This window comes from Candidatus Eremiobacteraceae bacterium (assembly GCA_035295225.1).
GTDB lineage: Bacteria > Vulcanimicrobiota > Vulcanimicrobiia > Eremiobacterales > Eremiobacteraceae > JABCYQ01.
Genome location: DATGJI010000058.1, coordinates 125909 through 148054 on the forward strand (window position 1 = coordinate 125909; position 22146 = coordinate 148054).

17 protein-coding genes and 1 tRNA gene are annotated in these 22146 nt (G+C 63.4%); 14 read left to right on the plus strand and 4 right to left on the minus strand.

Annotation, left to right across the window (positions count from 1 at the left end; translation table 11 throughout):
• Positions 1 to 147: 147 nt before the first annotated feature.
• Positions 148 to 223: transfer RNA gene (locus VKT51_11945), tRNA-Val, on the plus strand.
• Positions 224 to 268: 45 nt separating this feature from the next.
• Entirely contained in the window at positions 269 to 2455 is a 2187-nt protein-coding gene (locus VKT51_11950; GenBank protein HLJ84876.1) for a hypothetical protein, read from the plus strand.
• An 83-nt stretch (positions 2456 to 2538) separates the two neighbouring features.
• Here VKT51_11950 and VKT51_11955 read toward each other — a convergent pair whose 3' ends face one another.
• The 3 genes from VKT51_11955 to VKT51_11965 form a co-directional block, all read right to left on the minus strand.
• Positions 2539 to 3627 carry a hypothetical protein gene (locus tag VKT51_11955; protein HLJ84877.1) on the minus strand — a complete coding sequence of 363 codons (1089 nt, stop codon included), beginning with the start codon at positions 3625 to 3627 and terminating at the stop codon, positions 2539 to 2541.
• A gap of 129 nt (positions 3628 to 3756) precedes the next feature.
• Positions 3757 to 4071, minus strand: coding sequence for a hypothetical protein (locus VKT51_11960; GenBank protein HLJ84878.1), 315 nt, complete (start codon positions 4069 to 4071; stop codon positions 3757 to 3759).
• Positions 4068 to 5018 (minus strand): hypothetical protein, encoded by a 951-nt coding sequence (locus VKT51_11965; protein HLJ84879.1) that lies wholly within the window; start codon positions 5016 to 5018, stop codon positions 4068 to 4070. The genes VKT51_11960 and VKT51_11965 overlap by 4 nt, the downstream gene beginning before the upstream one ends.
• A 132-nt stretch (positions 5019 to 5150) precedes the next feature.
• On the opposite strand from VKT51_11965, the gene VKT51_11970 reads away from it, so the two are divergent.
• The 7 genes from VKT51_11970 (at position 5151) to ileS (ending at position 16895) form a co-directional block, all read left to right on the plus strand.
• Positions 5151 to 6884, plus strand: a complete 1734-nt coding sequence (locus VKT51_11970; GenBank protein HLJ84880.1) for a tetratricopeptide repeat protein — start codon at positions 5151 to 5153, stop codon at positions 6882 to 6884.
• An 8-nt stretch (positions 6885 to 6892) separates the two neighbouring features.
• Positions 6893 to 8785, plus strand: a complete 1893-nt coding sequence (locus VKT51_11975) for a hypothetical protein (GenBank protein ID HLJ84881.1) — start codon at positions 6893 to 6895, stop codon at positions 8783 to 8785.
• 2 nt (positions 8786 to 8787) lie between these two features.
• A complete protein-coding gene (locus VKT51_11980; GenBank protein HLJ84882.1) occupies positions 8788 to 9249 on the plus strand; it encodes a hypothetical protein in 462 nt (153 codons plus the stop codon).
• Positions 9250 to 9301: 52 nt separating this feature from the next.
• The gene (locus VKT51_11985) at positions 9302 to 11341 is read left to right on the plus strand and encodes a DUF5693 family protein (protein HLJ84883.1); all 2040 of its coding nucleotides are present in this window, start codon (positions 9302 to 9304) and stop codon (positions 11339 to 11341) included.
• A complete protein-coding gene (csaB, locus tag VKT51_11990; protein ID HLJ84884.1) occupies positions 11338 to 12450 on the plus strand; it encodes a polysaccharide pyruvyl transferase CsaB in 1113 nt (370 codons plus the stop codon). The genes VKT51_11985 and csaB overlap by 4 nt, the downstream gene beginning before the upstream one ends.
• A gap of 189 nt (positions 12451 to 12639) precedes the next feature.
• Positions 12640 to 13779: a site-2 protease family protein gene (locus VKT51_11995; GenBank protein HLJ84885.1), complete on the plus strand. Its 1140-nt coding sequence runs from the start codon at positions 12640 to 12642 to the stop codon at positions 13777 to 13779.
• The gene (gene ileS / locus VKT51_12000; GenBank protein ID HLJ84886.1) at positions 13776 to 16895 is read left to right on the plus strand and encodes an isoleucine--tRNA ligase; all 3120 of its coding nucleotides are present in this window, start codon (positions 13776 to 13778) and stop codon (positions 16893 to 16895) included. The genes VKT51_11995 and ileS overlap by 4 nt, the downstream gene beginning before the upstream one ends.
• Positions 16896 to 16990: 95 nt before the next feature.
• On the opposite strand, the gene lgt is transcribed toward ileS, so the two are convergent.
• Positions 16991 to 17851, minus strand: a complete 861-nt coding sequence (gene lgt / locus VKT51_12005) for a prolipoprotein diacylglyceryl transferase (protein ID HLJ84887.1) — start codon at positions 17849 to 17851, stop codon at positions 16991 to 16993.
• Positions 17852 to 17911: 60 nt separating this feature from the next.
• On the opposite strand from lgt, the gene VKT51_12010 reads away from it, so the two are divergent.
• From VKT51_12010 to VKT51_12030, 5 genes are all read left to right on the plus strand, one after another.
• Positions 17912 to 18712: a cytochrome c biogenesis protein CcdA gene (locus VKT51_12010; GenBank protein ID HLJ84888.1), complete on the plus strand. Its 801-nt coding sequence runs from the start codon at positions 17912 to 17914 to the stop codon at positions 18710 to 18712.
• A 30-nt stretch (positions 18713 to 18742) separates the two neighbouring features.
• Positions 18743 to 19186, plus strand: coding sequence for a signal peptidase II (gene lspA / locus VKT51_12015; protein ID HLJ84889.1), 444 nt, complete (start codon positions 18743 to 18745; stop codon positions 19184 to 19186).
• Entirely contained in the window at positions 19183 to 20121 is a 939-nt protein-coding gene (locus VKT51_12020) for an RluA family pseudouridine synthase (protein ID HLJ84890.1), read from the plus strand. The genes lspA and VKT51_12020 overlap by 4 nt, the downstream gene beginning before the upstream one ends.
• Positions 20118 to 21236: a tRNA guanosine(34) transglycosylase Tgt gene (gene tgt, locus VKT51_12025; protein ID HLJ84891.1), complete on the plus strand. Its 1119-nt coding sequence runs from the start codon at positions 20118 to 20120 to the stop codon at positions 21234 to 21236. The genes VKT51_12020 and tgt overlap by 4 nt, the downstream gene beginning before the upstream one ends.
• A gap of 164 nt (positions 21237 to 21400) precedes the next feature.
• A complete protein-coding gene (locus VKT51_12030; GenBank protein HLJ84892.1) occupies positions 21401 to 22144 on the plus strand; it encodes a YggS family pyridoxal phosphate-dependent enzyme in 744 nt (247 codons plus the stop codon).
• Positions 22145 to 22146 lie beyond the last annotated feature (2 nt).

Consider the following 22146-nt stretch of genomic DNA (forward strand, 5'->3'; position numbering starts at 1 on the left):
ACGACCTCGACGTCCTCGTGGGCACCCGAGCGCCCGCGCTTTACCTCGAGACATGCTGCCGATCGACGCTCGCCTCTGGGAGTTCCACGGAGGAGCGTGGAAGTCGGCGGGAGCGGCAGTCCCAGACGAATCGCCGCGCAACGTTTTGGGCGAATAGCTCAGTTGGTAGAGCGCTTCCCTTACAAGGAAGATGTCGGGGGTTCGAGCCCCTCTTCGCCCACCAGAATTGCTTCGCGCGTTGGCGGGAGTCAAAGAAATGTCGAGCTACATGAATCGCTTGATATTCGTATTGGCCGTGCTTCCGGCCGCATTTGTCTTGGCCGGCTGCTCGCATGCGGGCGGTTCAGGGGCTGCAAGCACCGCCGCTAACGTGATTGAGCTCGCTCACGAGCCGACGACGACGTTCAAGGTGACGTACCGACCCGATCTCGTTCAAGTCGATCACGCGTCAGCGGCGCAAAGCATCGTCGCGATCAGTCCGGACGGCTCGACCTTCGTCCTCGATCATGCTCCAGCGTCCGTGCTAAACGCATCACCCGGTACGACGTTGCTGCTTGCCGGTTTTGCGCTGTGCAAGATCGTGTCCGTCGAAACCAACGGCGAGTTCGCGTTGGTGCAGACGACCCCGGCGGCGTTGACCGACGCCATCAGTGACGGAACGATCGCCTGGGACCACGCGATCACGTTTGGTGCTTCGGGTCAGATCTCAGACGATAGCCCGGCGCGCTGGACTGCGGCCGAGCCCGCTCTCGCCGACACGTCGGGGCCGGTGACCGTGAACCATACGGGCACCGCGAACGGCTGGCAGTACACGACGCAAACCACCGTCGGCGAGAACCAGCTTGCCATAAACGAGACACTCACGCGCGAGTTTCCAGGCGGCATGCAGATCACGATGCAGGCGAAGGGCACATTCTCGAATTTCAACAGTTCGGCTGACATCGAGATCAGCAATGGTCAGGTCGTGAAATTCACATACGTGAACAAGAACCTCACCGGCACGATCGATTTCCGTTGGACGGCTACAAAATCGCAACCCGGTGTCGGTACGTTGCCCAAAGAAGACCGGTTCGTCTCATTGCCTCCCCTCGTCTCCATACCGCTGGATCTCGAGGGTATGCCGTTCACGCTCAATATCGACTCGGCCATGCTCGTCGAGCCGGGATTTACGGCGGCAAATGAAGCCTCGCAGGCTCACTTTACAGTGAATTTCTCCGGAGATCAGGGCTTTTCGGTCGCAAATGGCGTGACCACCAGGGTCGGGGCGCTCAAAGACACGGTCGAAATCGATCCAGCGACAAACGCGATCAGTCCGATCGCCGCGTCGGCCTTCGTGGGTGCCCTTTCGCTGCCGAAACTCGAGCTCAAGCCCGGAATCGCGCCGGAAAGTCTGCAGTCCGATAACGGAGCGTTTGCCGATCGGGCCAAACAACTTTTGGCACAGAGCGGATATGCATCGAAACTCGCTGCCCAGTCCGGCTTGCCGGCGGGCGGCTCATACGTACAACTCATAACATCGTCCGGACTCATGGATTTTGGAACGATGGATTCGTTCATCCCGTGCCAGCAAGCGACGATGGAGCTGTCGCTCAAAGTCGGGAACGCCGCTGGTCTCGGCATTTCGTCGGCGGACCCAAATGAGACGTATCATCTGACGACATGGCATCGAATCAACCCGGCAGTTCAATATTGCGCAAAAGGGCTCGCTGCGAATCCGTCCGGGCCCACATCGTCTTCCACGCCACCGACGCCCTGCGATAAGACGATAACCGGCAACGCGGGCGACTTCTACGGCGTGCACTCCGGTTCGATGATGCAAGCCTTTTTGGCAAAGGGCGCGCATCCAGGCGTCGACATCACGCACCTGCGCGATGATCCCGTGTTCGCAAACCTTCGCGAAGACGTTCCGATAAGCGACCTTAACTCCGCGAGGCTGCTCTCCACGAAAGAGGAGACGGGTCTCGGCATACCCGGCACGGGTTCGGCGACGCTGACCGACGCGACGGTCATCGTTCAACCCTGGTTCCCTGGATGCACCGGCAAGGGCCAATGCCCGAACCCCAGCACGAACTCTGCGTACGGCGGCGTCGTCGGCCTCGCCGCTCACTATAGTCTTGGTCAGAACGAAAGCATGACGGTCTATATCGAATACGAACACCTCATCGCGCCGCCGTACCTTCCTCGAAACGACGCCGGAGCATACATCGACAATCAGGGAAACACGATCGGCGAAGGCGACTACGTCACAAAGCAATTGGGCTGCACCGGGTTCGGGTCTGCGATGACCAACGGAGCGAAGCTCAGCGTCGATCAACTCCGCGATCATCCGTTGATCGGCTATCTCGGAGCCACCGAACACCCGCACGTGCACATCCAAACCGCCTTTTCGCTTGGGCGCAAAGGCTACCTCAACAGCAAGTTCTTCGACCCCGGAATCGTGCTCGTGCATACCTAGGTAAGCCAGATTTCGATGACGCGAGAAAGAGGCCGGTCAATGACCGGCCTCTTCGTCCCGACTCCGCGTTTTCGTTGATTCGGTTAGTCGACCACGTGCCAGTCGAGGATGATGCCTTGCTGGCCGTTCGCGTAGGTGATGACGCCGTCGCCGTATTGGTCGACCGTGAACGTCGCGACCACGGTGCTGCTTGAGTTCATGATCGTGCCGTTGATGCTGACCGTCGGCGGCGTGCCCGAGCTCGTCATGACGGCCGAGCCGCCATTGATGAGCGAGACATTGATCGAGAGCGCGACCAAGTTGCCGTTCGCATCGAACTCGACGGACCCGCTCGCCGTGCGATCGCCGAGCACCGAGCCGCCGCTGATCGTGAAGGGCGGTGTGGACGACAACGTGATGCTGCCGAGCGAACCCTTCGAGATCGTCTCGAGGTGCGAGCCGGCGAACGTCACGTCGCCCGCGCCGTCTACGGTTGCGGTGACGCCTTGCAATTGGCCTTGGCCGCCGAACGACTCGTTGATCTTCGGCACGCCGTCGTTGTCCACCCAGCCGCCGTTGCCCGCGACGTTGTAGACATTATTGCCGGCCGGCGACACCGTGATCTGGTGTCCGCGCTGCGATTCCGGCGATGTCGAAGTGCCGATGAAGAAGTCGCTTGTGATCACCGCAGAGAAGTTGCCCGGCGCTCCGGTGATCGCATACTGGCTCTTGCGCTCGCCGAGTACGGTGTTGGCATGGTTGTACCACGTCGCCGTACGACTGATCGTCTCATTCGACTGTGTGTTCTGCACGACGTCGGCGACGACGTCCTTGGCAAGAACGGTGCAGCCGTTATCGTAGAAATACTTGGTCTCGTAGATCGTCTCGGTCGAGCTGACGTGCGTCACGGTTCGTTCAACGCCGTCGCGGCAAGTGCCGGTTGCGACGTCGGCATTCCGCCGCGCCGCATTGAGCGTCGCGCCGGCGGTGCCGTCGAAGAGACCGACGGTGAGATTGTCGTCCTGCACGGTGCCCATGGAAGATTGCGCTTCGGCTTGCGTCGTGGACTGCGATTGCGACCCGCCGCCGCCGGGATTCCCGCCGCCGGGATTCGTGAGAACGCCGCTGCCCGCGCCGCCGCATCCGGCGAGGAGGACGGTCGCGAGAAGCGCGCTTGCAAATTGAGTGCGCATTGGATAAGTTATCCTTTCGACAAAGTGAGCCGCGCGAATAGCGCGACCGTTTCATGTCGTAAGGATACGTTGCGGACGCCGCGGGCGCATGAGCGATGGATGAACCGGCCGTGAGGGTTGGCAGAGATTCTAGCCGACTCGTCCGCCGTTTGCGGCTGCGACGCGCGTCTGCAATTCCATATGTTGTTCGATGGCGATCTCTACAGTGAGATTCGCATGATAAAGCGCGCGGCGGACAGCAAGCGTCGCGAACGGCAAGCCCGGATCGCGCGGCGCGAATGACGAACATGTCGCATCTGCAAACACACGCATCTGTTTGTGCTCGCAGAGAAACGAGCGCCCCGATGGTCGGGAGTGACTGCAATCACGGCACGAGTCGTTGAAGCGCGCGACCGTGAGCTCGCCGCGATCGTATGCGTCCGCCGGTTCGCGGTCGTCTTTCACCGCTCTCTCATCCATTGATCGAACGGACGCAATGTCGCGCTTGCCCGCGCGATGAGAGCCTCGCTCGATGATCCATCGCCCGGGCACGCTGCGACGCCGGCGCTCCACGCCGCAAGGCCTTTGGCGCGCCGCGGACGCGGCGGCAGTCCTTCGTGCGCGAGCGAGAGCGCCGCAGCGACGCGGCGTGCCACGTTCGCGGCGCCGTCGGCATCGGCCTCAGGCAGAATGATGACATAGTCCTCGCGCTGACGAGCAACCGTATCGCCGTGTCGGGCCGCCGATCGCACGGCGGCGAACAAGGCTTCCGCAGTAGCTTCGCGGTTGGCGTCGTCCGCTGCGTGCTCGAAGAGACCGCCGATGTGCAAGAGCACGATGCCGAAACCGCTGCCGCTCGCGCGCCACCAGTGCACTTCATCTTCCAATACGGCGAGCATGTCGAGTCCGACGGACGGGCTGTCGCGCGTCGCCAGTTCTTGACGTTGTGTCGTCGCATATGCGTGGATGCGACGTGTTGCTCGTATCCGGTCGTCGTCGTCCACGCCCGCTGAAGCGGCGGCTGCATGCGTTTCGTCGGACGGCGCAGCCGCGGGCGGGGGCGACGTCAACCAATCGAGTGAGAATGCGCCTTGATCGAATCGGGTGCGGCGCAGAATCGCAAAGTGCGGCGGCAGTGCGACGGGTGGTCGCGCCGCATCATCGAGGACGAACGCCACTCGCTTGTCCGCTAGAACGCTCACCGCCGCGTCTGCGACCGCTCGCTCGTTGGATCCGATCGGCACGATAACCGCTTCGAAGCCGAACGACCCGGCGGCCGCCGCGCGCAGCGCTGAATAACGCGACGTGTGATAGGTCGAATGACCGGCGGATGAAAGAAGCCGCGTAGCGGCGATGCAGCCCGCGCACGCCGGCGCATCGTCGCAGACCGTGCACGTGACGTTGACCGTCATGGGGCTGGAGGCGCACCACGCCCCGCCTTCGAAGGTCGCGGTGATCCGGCGCGGAGCCGGCGCGAGGCGATCACGTTGCGGCCTTCGACCATTTCGCGCGCGCCTCTTGCCCCCGCACACTTGAGGGAATCGTTGCGCAGCAGCATCGCCGTGGCCGCTCTCTTCCTCGCAGCGAGTTCCGCGCTCGTGTTCGTGAGTGCCGGCGAAGCGCGCGCACGAACGACGGCCATTCCGCCGACGAGCGCGCCGACCTCCGCGCCCGATCCGGGCGCCCAAGTCGCAACGGCAAAGTCGTTGATGAACACCGGCCGCCCGCTGCAGGCGATCGCGCTGCTCGAACCGGTCTATCGCGCCGATCCTTCGAACCGCGACGTGGCAGTGGCACTCGCGCAGGCGTACTCCTATACCGGAGCGCAGGGAAAAGCGATCGCGGTCTTGGACGCGGTCCTCGCAAAAGACCCGACCGACGGCGAGGCGCGCGTGCTTCTCGGGCGCGCCTACGCCTACAACCACGATTACGCCGATGCCGAAGCCCAATTCACCGCTGAACTCAAAGCGAACGCGGGCGACACCGACGCGCAAGTCGGCCTCGCCGACACGTACACGTTCGCGAGCAAATACGCAGACGCCGAGAAACTGTATCGCGCGGTGCTCGCGAAAGATCCGAAGAATGGCGACGCTCGCGTTGGACTGGCTGCCGTGGAATCGTATACGAACCGGCTCAGCGGCGCGCGCGCGGACTACGAACAGGTCCTCGCAGCGCAACCCACCGACGTGGATGCTCTCGTCGGCCTCGCGAGCGTCGCGTATTGGGAGGGCGATCTGGCGACCGCACAATCGATCGCGCGCCGCGCGGTGGCATTGGCACCCGAAGACGGCGACGCGCTCGACATACTTCGGCAAGTCGACCTGCGCATCGCGCCGCTCACCGACGTCACCGCCGTCACGACGACCGGCAGCGATGGCCTGGAACGCAACCTCCAACTCGTGCAGCGGTTCTACTCAGATCCGGCGACCTACTTCGGCTTGTATGCGGCGCGATATTCCATCGCCGGCGGCGGCGTATCCACGTCCGCCGATCGAATCGGCGTGGTCGCCGGCTACTCACGCAGCGCCGCAGCCAGCTTCGATCTGCGCGCCGACGAATCGAGGTTCATCGGTCAAGCCGCGACGACAGACATGTCTTTCGCTTTCTCGGGTTCGTCCGGGTTGAACGATTACGGCGCAAGCTTGGTCTACGGCGGCGTAGACGGCAGCATCGCGGCGAACGGCGGCGTTCCGGTGCTCAACGGGCAGTCGGCCGTCATCCGGTTGACCACGCTTGCCGTGAACGGCGATCATCGCTTCGGCCGCAACATGGCGGGCGTCGCGCTCCAATCGGCGTACTACAGCGACGGGAACACGTTTCGGGAATTGGACCTCGACGTCAACCGGACGCAACCGCTGAATTTTGCCAACGCGTCGCTTGTGGGAGACATCAATTACCGCGATGCCGGATTTGCGAACAGCTACTCGTACTCGTCGAATAATCTGAAGCCGCCCTACAACCTGATCAACCACTCGCACGGCTACTACGACTATCTCGCGCAACGCGACGCGACGCTCGCACTCACCTACTCCGAGCGCGTGAACGACCACGTGAGCGGCGGCGTGCAGCTCACGACCGGCACGCGCACGACGACCACGTTCTATGGACCGACCGGAGCGACCGGGATCTTTCGACTGGAACCGTACATCACGTTGGATACGACGCGCATGACGTTTTCGGTGGACGATGCCGTCGTGCGCTACTCCGGGGGCAGGGGTGGGCTGCCGATACCTTATTCAGCCAATACACTCCAGCTCAACGTGGCGATTCGCCTATAAGGATAGAGATGAAAAAGTCCAGGGCCAGCGCCGTCGCCGTGTTCTTTGCGGCGGCGTGCTTTTTTTATGCCCACCCCGTCGGGGCCGCGACACAAGACTCGCGCGATCCGCGCGCGGCAGCGTCCTTAGTCCTCTCACCGACATACGATCCGCTAGGTGACCGTCATATTGCCACGAGCATGGGCATCCCGCTCTTCGTGACGCACGATGTCACCGAAGCGCTGCGGCAGCCGATGGTGATCGTCGCCGGCGAACTGAGCGGCGATGAGATGACCGCGTCGGTAGAAGCCGCCATGCGCGCTTACGCCAACGGCGGCGGCACGCTCATCATCAACGATCCGGAATCTATGGGCGCGCAAGATCTCGCGGGCATCAAGCCGACGATCGCATCGCAAAAGCGCTATGAACTGCACTTCGACGTCTCGTCGGGCGACCCAGGACTCGCGCACTTGCGAGCGTGGCAATCGCAGACGATTGAGATCGGCAACCCGAAAGAGAACACGGCCGACGTGACGCAGAGCGTGACGCCCATCGCGGGGAGCGGCGCGCGGATCATCGCGCATTTCGACGACGGATCCGGCGCGATCACCGTCCGGCCGATCGGGCGCGGCCGCGTCATCGCCCTTGGGGCGGCGCTCTATGATCTCGTCGTCATACCGCAGAACAATCACGCGCCGGATTCGTTTCGCTGGTACGACAACCACTTCGAACCGAGCGCAGATTCGCCGCAGTACGTCGTGCGCGACTGGTATCTCGCCTACGTGCGCGGCGCGGTCACGTTGGACACCGTTCCCGACGGCATGACCGGCGCACTGATCTTCACGCATGACGTGGACTACTCGCTCTCCATCATCAACATGGTCGCGTACGCCAAAGCCGAGCACGCGCACGGCATCCGCGCCACGTACTTCATACAGACCAAGAACGTGAACGACCAAGCCGACTCCGCGTTCTTCGATGCGACGGGCAAAGCGAATACGGTCCAAGTCTTTTCACTCGGCGGCGATATCGCAAGCCATACGGTCGCGCACGCCCGCGATTTCTCGCAATACCCGTTTGGGACGGGCACAGAGACGCCGTCGAACTACCACCCTAAAGTGGTCGCCGGAGGCTCGAAAGTGGTCAAGGGCCGCACGCTCGGCGGATCCCTTCTCGGCGAAATGCTGGTCAGCAAGGCGTTGCTGGATGGCGCCGCGTCGGGGATCGCGGTCGACGCATTCCGCTCGGGATATCTCTACATCCATCCGCGCCAGTTCGAAGCGCTGACGCGCAGCGGTTACCGTTTCGATTCCTCGTATACCGCGGGCAATCTCTTGACCGTCTTTCCGTTTCGTCATCTTGCAGACGGCTCGTACGATCATGAATCCGCCGTCACCGAATTTCCGATCCTGATCACCGACTCAAAAGTGCCCATGCTGCCGCTCGTCACCGACTTCAACAAGGTGCTGGACGATGAAGCCGTGCTGCACGGTGTCTGCGTCGTCCTGATCCATCCGGACGTGGTGGCCGATAAATTGCCGACGGAACTCGCGCTCTACGCGCACGTCAAAGGGCGATTCTGGGTCGGGGATTTGGATTCGTTCGGGAATTTCTGGCTGAACAGAAGCCGCGTGCAGATCGCGACGTCGTTCAACGGCGATGCCGAGACGGTGCGGGTCACTGCGCCGGCCGCGATATCAGGGTTGACGCTCGACACGCCGGGCGCCGTCCGCGTGGCGAGCGCCACCGGTACGACTGCTGTCGCAACGCCATCGGGCACGAGCATCGTACTTGGCAGTCTTGCCTCGGGACAGACCGCGACCGTTGTCTTGGAACCGCTGAAACAAGCTGCCGCATCCGGCGATATACTACAACGCCGGCTCGTTCCGGCAGACTCTTTCACCATGGGGCCGAATCTATGACCATGCAATTCGCATCCGATGCCACAGTCCTGCTGAACACCTATGTGGACAGCGTGCGCAACGCTTTGCCGCTCCCGCCATCCGCCCGCTTGGCTGCAGCCGACCGGCTCCACCAAGACATCTCGTCTGCGTGCGCGCAAGCTGCGAGCGCCGCCTCGAAGATCATGATCGACGAGGACGTCGTGCGCGCGCAACTCGCCGTGCTGGGAACGCCTGAAGAGTGCGCGCGCCGCATCGGCGCCGCCGGTGTATACGGAAGCACGTGGCAGTGGCCAGGCGATCGCGTCGCACAGGCGTTTCGCGACGGCCGTTTCTCAGAACGCATGGAAGAATTCGCGCGAATCGCAGCGGAAAAAGGCGAACACGTCGCGCGCCTATCGGTAGAAGCCGCGGCCGCCGCGCTGGACTTCGCCGCCGGGAAATTGCGCGAAGCCGCCGACGAGCTCAAGAACCGGACTTCTTAGCGCGCGATGCGATGACAGGCAACGATGGGGTTGAGCGCAAAGGCTCGACCCCATGCGCATTTCCATGCCGCGACGCATCGCCGTCGTTCTCGTCGCGCTTGGCCTTCTCGCTTCTCTTGCCGTCGCGTTCGATCGCTGGCGCTACGAAGCGCAGAACCGCTCCGTCGAAGTCACGATGGATCAGCAAGATCTCGTCCAGTTCGCGCAAGCCTACGGCTACGATCTTGATGAACTGCTGCGCGAGATGCGCCGTGCCGGCCTGACGTCCGTCGCCGTATACGAAGAGCAAGGCCAGCGCGTCAACGACGGTTCGAGCGCGTACGTGCAGTCGGGTCAGCAGATCATCAACGCCGCGCGGACCTCCCCCCTGGGCGATCCGATGCTCGCGGCGATGGTCCGCAACAAGTCCATCGATCCGCTCAGCGTCTACATCCTCGTCTACGACCGCCCGACGCTCGATCGCTATCGCGCCGTGCTGCGGACGCAGTTCGAGCCGAAGACCGTCCGCGTGCTGCGTGCGCGTCTTCCGGCACTCATCGCCGTCAAGACGCAGCTTGATTTCTTCAATTCGATCGGCCTCGGCATTCCGCAAGATTTCGCCGCACGCGTTCGCCGCCTCGGACTGCTCGTAGACCCGCGCGTGCAGAACAACGAACGGCTCGATCCCGGCGGGATAGGTGCGGTCTTCGATCAGATGCTGCGCGGCGGCGAGATCGGTACCATCATCTTTTTCGGTCAGCGCAACGAGGTTCTCGGCTTCCCGTTCCAACTCGACGCAACGGCCGGCGAGTTCAAGAGCTCGCATGCCAACTTTGGCGACGTGGAAGCGTACTCGGACGACCAAGTGCAAAAAGGCACGCAGTCGCTCGGGCGCGAGATCCCTGGGCAGACCGTTCGCGTCCAAGCGATCGCCCAACCGCTTTTGCAGAAGATGCAGCTCGACGACGTCGTCGGGACGTACGTGCTCGGCGTGCGCGAGCGGAATATCCGCGTCATCTACCTGCGCACGTTTCCGCACGTGATCCAGACGACGGCTCCCGACGGATCACTGCAGACGCTTTCCGCCGAGCAGACAAACCTCACGATGTTGAGCGAGCTGCGCGATCGCCTTGCCGCCAACGGCTTTCGCGAGGGGCGGCCAGGCGTGTTCGTGGACTTCAAGGGCGGTCCGCTGCCGGTGCTCTGGTTCCTCGCCGTGCTCGGAGCTGCAGCTGCTTTCATTCTCTTGCTCGATGCGTATGGTGCGGCGCGCCCGTGGATGTCGTGGACGCTGTACGCCGCGAGCGTTGTGGCGTACTGGGGCGCATTTGCCATCCATCACGATGAGTTCGTGCGCAAGGCCGCGGCGCTGGGCGCGGCGCTGACTTTTGCGGTGCTTGCCGGCACGTCGCTCGCGCGCTGGTTCCTGCGCGAACCCGATCCGCGAGCGGCCCTGACGCGGACCGTTGCGGACGGTGGGTTGGCCCTCGTGACGTGCGTGGCTATTGCCTGCGCCGGCGCCGTATACCTGACGGCTCTCTTGGCACAGGCCGCATTCATGCTGGAAATCGAGATGTTCGCCGGCGTCAAGATGCTGCTCGTCGTGCCGCCGCTCGTGTTGCTTCTATTATATGCATTCACACCGAAGTTCGGCGCCGCGGCCAAACCGGGCGATGCGGCAAGCGCGCCGATAAAGGCATGGCACCTTGCCGCGCTCGTGCTGCTCGCCGGCGCAGCCGTTCTGCTCGTCTTGCGGTCGGGCAACCAGCCTGACATCGGCGTGTCCGGCATCGAGACACAGCTGCGCGGCTGGCTCGCCCAATTGACCGGCGCGAGGCCGCGCTTCAAGGAATTCGCGATCGGCTATCCGCTCATCGTCTTGCTTCCAGCGCTTCTCGCGCGGCATCGCGCGCTCATCGGATGGCTCGTTGTGCTGGCGGGCGGGGTCGGACTTGCCGACGTGCTCGACACGTTCTCTCATATACATACACCGCTGTACGTGGGCATCTTGAGGACGATCAACGGTGTCGTGCTCGGATTTGCGATCGGCGTCGTGCTCCAGATCGTCTATCGTCTGTCCTTCGCGCGGCAGGCGGCCCCCGGCGAGCGATGACCTCGCGGCCGGCGTCGCTGCTGCTATCAGGTTACTGGGGATTCGGGAATTTCGGCGACGAGGCGATCTTGCGCGTCATGGTCGACGAATGGCGGCGGCGCAGACCCGACGACACTTTGACAGTGCTGTCGGCGAAGCCGCAACAGACCGCGGAAACATTCGGGGTCCGCGCGCTTCCTCGAATGGAGTGGCGCACAGTACAGGAGGCGGTGCGCGCATCGGATGTCGTCGTCAGCGGCGGCGGCGGCCTGCTTCAGACCGCCACGAGCTTGCGCAGCCTCATCTACTACGCGGGCGTGATCCGTGAGGCACAGACCGCGAACCGGCCGGCGGCGATATTCGCCCAGGGCATCGGTCCGCTCGATTTTCTCGGCAAGCAGATCGTCCGGCGCACGTGCTGCGATATCGAATTGGCTTGCGTGCGCGACGAGGGCAGCGCAACCTTGCTGCGGTCGCTGTTGCCGCGCGTCGATGTGCGCCTCGCTGCAGATCCCGTTTTGGCCGCGGACCTACCGGAACCCGCCGCAGGCGGAGCGGTGCTCGCGCGCGAGGGCTTGCGCGGCGTGCAGGGCGACATGGTCGCCGTGATCGTGCGCCACGCCGCCATCTTCGATCGACTGCTGCCGCAGATTGCGGCGCTTGTCGACAGACTCGCGCTCGAACATCGGGCGCAAGTCATACTCGTTCCGCTGCAGGCGCCCGATGATGCCGACGCAGCGACGCACGTGATCCGGCGCTGCAAGAGCGCGCCGGTGCTGCTCGCCGGAGGCTACGACTTGCCGTCGCTGGCAGCGATTATCCGCGCTTGCTCGGCGGTCGTCTCGATGCGGCTGCACGCTTTGATCGTCGCAGCGCTCGCGGCCGTTCCGTTCATCGCCGTGCCGTACGATCCGAAGATCGGCGCGCTGATGCAGAACTTGTCCTATCCGCAAGCGGCGCTCGTTCCGGGTACGAAAGTGGACGAATTGGCCGACGGCTTCTGGAATCGCCGGCCTGCGCTCGCCGCGCATCTCGCGGCGGCGACGCCGCCCCTTGCCGCGCGAGCCCGCCTCTCCTTTGACTGGCTGCAGGAACTTGTGGAGCGCGTCACCCGCTCTCCGCTTGCCTGAAGGGGCCGACGCCAGTCGGCAAATTTGAAGGGGCCGACGCCAGTCGGCCCACATCACGCAAATTAGCTGAAGGGGCCGACGCCAGTCGGCCCACATCTTGGTCGCGCGGTCCGACTAGCGTCGGCCGCTTCAGGGAAAGCGCGAACGTTTGTTGGCGGAAACCGCGGCGGGGAAACGGAAAGGGCCGCTATGCGGCTTCGTTGGACCGTTCGGATAGGCAGCATCGCCGGGATCGAGATCGGCGTTCACCCGAGTTGGCTGATCGTGTATGCGCTTTTCGCGTACTCCGCGTTCGAAGGCTCGTCGCTGCTCGACTTTCCGCTCTCGCACGCGCAGCGAGTGGCGCTCGGGCTGACGGTCAGTCTGCTGTTGTTCGCGAGCGTCGTGGTCCACGAGTTCGCCCATGCATTCGTCGCCCGACGCCAAGGCATTCCGATCGGCAATATCACGCTGTTCCTCTTCGGCGGCGTCGCGACGATCCTGCGCGAGCCCGGTTCTCCATCGGATGAAGTGTGGATGGCTGGCGCCGGACCGCTCGCGAGCTTCTGTCTTTCCGCGCTCTTCGGACTGCTCTGGCTCGTCTTCCGCGCAGTCCACTTTGAGTGGGGTTGGGCGCTGGCGGAATTCTTGACGCTCGGCAACGCATTGCTCGGCCTCTTCAACCTTCTGCCGGCCTTTCCAAGCGACGGTGGCCGAATCGTTCGGGCTGCTCTATGGCGATCGCTGAAGAGCCAAGCGCGCGCGACCGGATTCGCGGCGCTGATCAGTTCCGTCGTCGCCTCGATGCTGATCCTCACCGGAATATTGTTTGCGATTCTCTCGTACCACACGGATCCGAATTGGTCGTTCGCGCTGTGGCCCGTGGTCATCGGCGGATTTCTGTTCCAGGCGTCGTTGGTCAGCGCGCGGCAGGCACGCATTAATCTCGCGCTCGAGCGTATGCGCGTGACCGAGTGTCTTTCGCCGAAACTCATCTCCGTGCCGGCTGAAACGTCGGTCTCCGCGTTTGTGAGCTCGATCGTCGTCGCCGATCCTTCGGCGGCATACGCCGTTGTGGACGATGGCCGGTTCATCGGCCTGATCGCCGTGCGCGACACGGGCGCCGTGCCGCACAATCTTTGGGACGTAACGCCCGTTCGCGCCGTCATGACGCCGGCGCATCGGTTGTCGAGCATCAATGCGGATGCCGCGGCCTGCGATGCGCTCTCCCAGCTCGAGATGCACACCGTGCGCGAACTGCCGGTTTTCGACGGCGGATCGCTCATGGGCACGGTGACGCACGATACGATTTTCGCCGCGCTCTCGAAGAAGGGCAGCACGCAAACGTGAGCGACGAGCGCAAAGCGTCGCAGCTCTTTCCCGTCATGCCCGACCAGCCCGATTCGCCGCGACGCGAACACGAGATCCTCGAGTTTTGGAAGCGCGATAACGTCTTCGCGCGATCGCTCGAACAGACGAAGAGCGGCGAGCCGTATATCTTCTATGAGGGCCCGCCCACGGCCAACGGCAAGCCGGGCGTGCACCACGTGCTGGCCCGCGCGTTCAAAGATCTCTTCCCGCGTTTTTGGACGATGCGCGGCAAGCGCGTGCTGCGCAAAGCGGGCTGGGATACGCACGGACTGCCGGTCGAGCACGAAGTAGAACGCAAGCTCGGCATTTTCGACAAGAGCCGCATCGTTGCGGAAGTCGGCATCGAGGGATTCACGCGCCTCTGCCGCGAGAGCGTCCACGAATACGTCGGCGACTGGAACCGCATGACCGAGCGCATGGGTTACTGGGTAGATCTCAACGACGCGTACTTCACGCTCTCAAACGACTACATCGAAAGCGTCTGGGCGCTGCTCAAGCGACTCTGGGATAAGGGACTCATCCAGCAAGACTACAAGTCGGTGCCGTACGATCCGCGCATCGGCGCGACGCTTTCCGATCACGAGGTGGCGCAAGGCTACAAGGACGTGGACGACCCATCGGTGTTCGTCCGCTTCCGCTGGAAAGACGATCCCGCGACGTCGTTCCTCGCGTGGACGACGACGCCTTGGACGTTGCCGGCCAACATGGCGCTCGCGGTCCATCCCGACGTCACCTATTGCACGGTCGCGCGTGACGGCGAGAAGCTTGTGGTCGCCGAACCGTTGTTAGCGAAGGTTTTCCGCGACGAAGCCGTCACGGTCGAGCGCCGAACTCGCGGCGCCGAGTTCGCAGGCATCCGTTACCTGCCGCTATACGACTATTGCCGCGATGAGCGTGACCGCTACTACGTCGTCGCAGAATCTTTCGTCACAACCGAAGACGGAACCGGCATCGTGCACATTGCGCCGGCGTACGGTCCGGAGGATCTCGCGATCGGCAAGGCGCGCGACCTTCCTATCTACTATAGCGTGGACCTCACCGGCCACGTCGTGCCGGAAGTGACCGTCGCGGCGGCCTTATTCTTCAAAGACGCCGACAAGCCGATCATCCACGATCTCCAGGCGCGCGGTCTGATGTTCCGCGCCGAGACGTTCCGCCACAGCTATCCGTTCGGCTGGCGCACCGGTGACCCGTTGCTCTACATCGCGAAGACCGCGTGGTTCATCCGCACGACCGAGCGCAAGGCCCGCCTGCTCGCGCTCAACGACGAGATCAATTGGGTGCCGGAAAACGTGAAGTATGGCCGGTTCGGCAATTGGCTTGAGAACAATGTGGACTGGGCACTTTCGCGCGAGCGGTTCTGGGGCACGCCATTGCCGCTTTGGACCGACGGCGAGCGCTTCCATTGCATCGGTTCGATCGCAGAGCTTTCGGCTCTGTGCGGGCGCGACCTGACCGGACTCGACCTGCACCGCCCGGCGATCGATGACGTGACGTTCGTGCGCGATGGGCGCGAGTATCGGCGCGTGCCCGAAGTGATCGACGCTTGGTTCGATTCGGGCTCGATGCCGTACGCGCAATGGCACTATCCGTTCGAGCACGCCGCGGACATCGATAACGGCGTCCTCTTCCCGGCCGACTTCATCTGTGAGGCCGTGGATCAGACGCGCGGCTGGTTCTATTCGCTGCACGCGATCGCGACGATGCTCTTCGATACGCCCGCGTTCAAGAACGTGATCTGCCTCGGCCACGTCGTGGACGCGAGCGGCGAGAAGATGTCCAAGAGCAAAGGCAACATCGTTGACCCGTATTCGATTTTCGATACGCTGGGCGCCGACGCGCTGCGCTGGTATTTCTTCACCGGTTCGGCGCCCGGCGCCAGCAAGCGGATCTCGCTAGAACTCGTTGCGGACGGCGCGCGCGGCTTCATCAACACATTGTGGAACACGGCGAAGTTTTTCGGGATGTACGCAAATGCCGAACGCGTAGGCGTGCCCGCCGATGTGCCGCTCGCTAGCCGCCCGGAGATGGATCGTTGGATCGCCGGCCGGCTGGATGTCACGATCGGCGACGTCACGCGCGCGCTCGAATCGTACGACGCGGCATCGGCTGGAAAGGCCATCGAGACGTTCGCCGACGATCTCTCGAACTGGTACGTGCGCCTCTCGCGCGATCGTTTCTGGGGATCGGCGACCGGCGACGATGCACGCGCGGCGTTTCGGACGCTTTATGAATGTCTCACCGGCGTCACGCTGCTCATCGCGCCGTTCATGCCGTTTCTCGCCGAATCGCTGTATGGTCACCTCGTCGCGCCCATGGATGCATCTGCGCCGGGGAGCGTGCATCTCGCGAGCTGGCCGGCCGTCCGATCGGCTGCGATCGATGACGCATTGCTGACGCAGATGGATGCAGTGCGCCGGGCGGTGGAGCTCGGCCGCCAAGCGCGCGCGACCGCAAAGGTAAAGACGCGTCAGCCGCTTTCCATCGCATTCGTGCGCGCACGCACGGCGGGCGACGATGCGGCGCTGCGCCGCTTTCGCGCGCTCGTGCTCGACGAGCTCAACGTGAAAGACGTTCAAGTCGTCGGCATCGACGCGTCGTTCATCGAATACGGTCTGCGTCCGAATCTTCCGCGGCTCGGGCCGCGCTTCGGCAAGGAACTCGGCGCGCTTCGCAAGGCTATCGCGTCGGCCGATGCGCGCTCCGTCGCGATAGCGGTCGCCGCGGGCAAGCAGTTCGATGTCCGGACGGACGGCAAGACGTTCTCGCTCGAGCCGGACGACGTGCTTGTGGACAGCAAATCCGCGCAGGGCTTCGCATTTGCCGAAGGCGACGGCATGCTGGTCGCGCTCGACACGCGTCTCGACCGTGCGCTCGAACTGGAGGGTGCGGCGCGGGAAATCGTGCGTGCGGTCCAAGATGCGCGCAAAGCAGCCGGCCTGAACGTGAGCGATCGCATCGAGCTCTCGATCACGGCCGACGACGACATGTTCAACGCGGCGACCGAATGGTGCGACTATATCAAGGAGCAGACGCTCGCGACGAAGTGGGATCTGTCGCGCGGCCCATTCGAAGTGACTGTTGCTCGAGTCTGACAAAGAGCCCGAAGGGGCCGACGCCAGTCGGCCCACGTTTCATTCGCTGGGCCGACTGACGTCGGCCCGTTATTCCATTGGCCGGGGGCCGAATCTCACGCGGCGCGGACGCGGCCGCTCGCACTTGTGGTCGGCCGCGGGCGAGAGACCTGCCAATACATCACAAGGCCAAGGATGAACATAGCGATCGTCAGATATTGCGCGCCGGTGAGTCCGAGGAACACGATGCCGGGCTCGCGATAGAATTCGACGATCGTGCGCACGAGGCCGTAGCCCGCGATAAAGGCCCACAACACCTGACCGTCGCGTCTGCGAACGGCGCCATGGATCCACCAGAGCAGCGGTAACACGATGACGAGCATGCCGACCGCTTCGAAGAGCTGCGATGGATATCGATAGCCGGGGTAGTCCGGAAATAGAATTCCCACGGGCGACGCGGTCAGCCGGCCGGGCAACTCACCATTGATGAAGTTGGCGCAGCGCGTCAGTGCGATCGCGACCGGAATCCAAAGCGCCGCTTCGTCCGCGACGGGATAAAAAGCCAATTTGTTGCGGCGGACGAAAAGCAGGATCCCGACGATCGCGCCGATCAGGCCGCCGTGAAACGCCATGCCCCCCTTCCAGATCGCGATGATGTCGATGGGATTCTGAATGTAGTGTGAGATCGAATTGCCGCCGGCCGAAGCCGGCGTCAGCACATCGGCCAACAAGAAGAAGAGCCGTCCGCCCAACACGACGCCGATCATGGCATACACGACGAATTCCTGTGCCTGATCGACAGTCATGCCGGTGCGCGCTCGACTTCCGGCTCGCTGCATCTGGAGGTAGACGAGCATGGCGCCGATAAGGTATGTGATGCCATACCATCGGACTGAAAGTATTCCGATATGGAATGCAACCGGATTGATATTCGGATACGTAAACCAATGCGATGCCGTTGCTAGCGCAGCGGTCAAGCAGAATCTCCTTCGTCACGCGAGAGCGCGAAATCAAGGACGGCAGGCCGCACAGCAGATATGAGTTCTAGCACGCAAGCGGTCGGCGCGGCGGCCTCACCGGGCGCCGGACGCCGGGACGTCGTCATCCACTCGCTGTTCTTCATCCTCGGATTCACGCTCGTATTCATAGCGGCCGGCGCTTCGGCAAGCGCGCTCGGAACGCTGTTCGAAGAGTATCGAACGGCCATAACGCGCGTGCTTGGGATCGTCATCATCATTCTTGGCCTGAATATGATGGGCCTGTTCCGGCTGCCGTTCCTCGCGATGGACAAACGGTTGCAATTCCGCAAGGGCGGCGTGTCATATGCCGGCGACGTGCTCGTCGGCGTCGGCTTCGCTGCAGGCTGGTCGCCGTGTATCGGACCGATACTCGCGGCAGTTCTCGCGATGGCAAGCGCGCAGCAGACGGTTGGTCAGGCGATTTGGCTGCTCTTCATCTATTCAATGGGACTCGGCGTGCCGCTGCTGGCGACCGCGATCGGCTTGCATTACGTGCTGCCGTTCCTCAATCGCATCAAACGGTTTTTGCCGGCGATCGAATTCGTCGCCGGTCTTCTCGTGGTCGCGACCGGGCTCGTCCTATTCACCGATTCGTTCCTTCGATTCACGGCGTGGCTGTATGAGACGTTCCCGGCGCTTGCGAATGTCGGCACCGGACCGGAAGCGTCGGGCGACGTCATCACGATCGGCGCTGTCTTCCTGGCCGGACTCGTGTCGTTCATCTCACCTTGCGTGCTGCCGCTCGTGCCGGTCTATATCTCGTATCTCACGGGTCAGAGCATCGAAAGCTTAGTCGCCGCGTACGACGTCAAGAAGTAGAGGGCCAAGACACTGTCGATCGTCTTCGTCATCGTCGCCGCGCTCATCGTCGCGGGCGACCAGTACACGAAACATGTCGTTTCAAGCACGTTCTTGCCGGATGAGAGCCGCATCGTCATCCCGCACGTTCTCTATCTGACGTACGTTCAGAACACGCACGGCGCGTTCGGACTGTTCGGATCCCATCCGCTGCTGCTCGCGACCTTTGCGTCGGTCGTGCTGATCGGCTTCTTCCTCTGGTACCGGCGCACGGGCAACGCCGGCCTGACCACGCATATCGCCTTCGGCATGATACTCGGCGGCGCCATCGGCAACATCGCAGATCGCATGCGCTTGAGCTACGTCGTTGACTTCATCGACTTCCGTGTGTGGCCGGTTTTCAACGTGGCTGACTCGGCGATATCCGTCGGCGTCATTTTGCTTCTTATCCGGATGCTCATCCACGACAAGCAGAAGGCCGCCCAGGCGCCGTGACCGGCAGCGTGGCGTTCACGGCCACGATGGACGAGTCCGGCAGCCGTCTCGATCTTGCAGTTGCGCGCCATCTCGACCGGTCTCGCCACGCAAGCGCGGCGCTCATCCGTGACGGGTGCGTGCGCGTCAACGGATCAGTGGAGCGCGCTTCGTATATCTTGGCCGATGGCGACCGCGTAGACGTCATGCTCCCGCCGGACAGCGCACCGGCCGCTCTGCCTGAACGCATCCCCATCAAGATCCTCTATTCGGACGCCGACATCTGCGTCGTCGACAAACCTGCCGGCATGGCGACACACCCGGCTCCGGGAAGCGCTCGCGGAACGCTCGTCAATGCGTTGCTCGCGGCGCTCGGCCCACTCCCCGCGATCAACGGCGTCTTGCGTCCGGGCATCGTGCATCGCCTCGACAAGGACACGAGCGGACTGCTCGTCGTCGCCGTGAGCGAGCGCGCCATGCGCGGTCTGTCGGAGGCGATGGCACGACGCGAGATCCAACGCGAATACGACGCGCTCGTCTGGGGCAGGATCGCACAAGCGAGCGGAACGGTCGATGCGCCGATAGGCCGCGATCCCGAAGACCGCACGCGCTTCGCCGTGCGCGACGAGGGCAGGCGGGCCGTCACGCATTTCCGCGTCGCCGAGCTGCTCGGGAAACAGGGAACATCGACCGATGTCACGCTCTTGCAACTGCGCCTCGAAACGGGCCGCACGCATCAGATACGGGTCCATTGCGCGGCGATCGGTCATCCGATCGTCGGCGATCGCGCCTACGGCGCCGGCCGCGACAATCTCGGCATGCATCGTCAAGCGCTGCACGCCGCTCGCTTGCGCTTCGTACATCCGGTCTCAGGCGAGGCGCTCTCGTTCACATCGCCGTGGCCAGACGACTTCGCCGCACTCGTGTCGCGCTTGCGCGCAGAACGCGCCGGATGAAGGCGGTGCATCCGGCGTTCACGCTTGAGAAAGTCGACGGCGAAGCGCGAGCCGGCGTCCTGCATACGCGCCACGGCGACGTGCCGACGCCCGTCTTCATGCCGGTCGGCACGCAAGCCGCCGTCAAGGGCCTTGCACCGGACGAACTGCACGCGAGCGGCGCACGCATCATCCTCGCGAACGCGTACCACTGCTATCTGCGGCCGGGCGCCGAGATCATCGGACGTGCCGGCGGACTGCATGGATTCATGTCGTGGGATAAAGCTATCCTCACGGACAGCGGCGGCTTCCAGGTGTTCTCACTGAGCAAGCTTTCGCGCGTCGACGACACCGGATATCATTTCTCGTCGCATCTCGACGGCACACGCCATACGTTCACGCCCGAATCGGTCGTCGCGTTGCAGGAGACGCTGAGAAGCGACATTGCGATGGTCCTCGACGACGTCGCACCATCAGATGCAGATCGCGAGCGCATCGCCGACGCCGCGCGACGCACTCTCGGCTGGGCGGAGCGCTCGCTTCGCGCCAAGACGCGCGACGATCAGTTGACGTTTGCGATCGTGCAAGGCGCGACGTTTGAAGACGTGCGGCGCGCGAATGCACGCGATCTCGTGTCGCTGGATTTCCCCGGCTACGCGATCGGCGGATTGTGGCTTGGGGAAGATCGCGCGTCGAGCATAGCGATGACGCGCGCTGCGTGCGATGAACTGCCCGTTGACAAGCCGCGCTATCTCATGGGCGTCGGCACGCCCGAAGATCTCCTCGCCGGGATCGGTGCCGGCGTAGACATGTTCGACTGTGTCTATCCGACGCGCTGCGCCCGCCACGCGCTCGCTCTCACCTCGGCGGGGCGTCTCAATCTCCGCAACGCGCGCTTCGCCGACGATTTCACGCCGCTGGATGACGAGTGCGATTGCGCCGCGTGCGCCGGATTCACGCGTGCATATCTCGCCCACTGCATGCGGGCGGGAGAGATGCTCGGCGCACGTCTGATCAGTCTGCACAATATCACGTTCATGATCCGGCTTGCCTCAGGCGCGCGCGACGCGATTCTCAGCGGGCGGTTTGCCGACTTTCGCGACGAACGCATGGCTCGATTAGATCCGAAATCTTGACCCGAAGGGGCCGACGACAGTCGGCCCAAGCGAACAAAACCTGGGCCGACTGACGTCGGCCCCTTCAGATATTTAGAACGCGGGCCGACTGACGTCGGCCCCTTCAGATTCGAAAGGCAGAAGGCCCAGGATAGTTGGACCGCAGGTTGGAACGTATCGAACGTTTGAGCGAATCCGAAGGCGCTTCGTTCGAGCGGCTTGTCGCGATCAACCTTCAAAAAGTGCGCGACCGGGTCGCACGTGCGTGCGCACAATGCGGGCGCCGGCCAGAGACCGTCGCGGTGCTTGCAGTGACCAAAGGATTCGGTCCGGAGGCGATGGCAGCGGCCGTGAAGCTTGGGCTGACCGACATCGGCGAGAACTACCTGCAGGAAGCCGCCGCGAAGTTCGCAGCGCTGCCGGCGAGCGCCGGCGCATCGGCGCGCCGCCATTTCATCGGCGGGCTGCAGCGCAATAAAGCAAAGCGAGTCGCGGAACTTTTCGACGTCGTCCAATCGCTGGACGACAAGGCCGCCGCCGACGCGCTCGACCGCGCGGCGCAGGCCGCGTCAAAGCGGCTGGACGTGCTCGTACAGGTGAACGTCGTCGGCGACAAGCGAGCCGGAGTCGCATTCGAAAACGCTTCCGGATTCGCCGCGCAGGTCGCCCGCTACGAACATCTGCGGCTGCGCGGGATCATGGCAATCGGTCCCGATGATCCGGCGCAGATCCCTACAGCGTTCGAACGCGCTGAACGGATGTTCGACGCGGTCCGGCCGCTGTGCGGCGACGAGCCGACCTTGTCGTTGGGCATGTCGGCGGATCTTGAGGCCGCGGTTGCCGCAGGTTCGACCATGGTGAGATTGGGAACGGCGCTGTTCGGAGCACGGCCGCCGAAACGAGTTGACGCTCCGCGTGGAGAAGGGTAGGC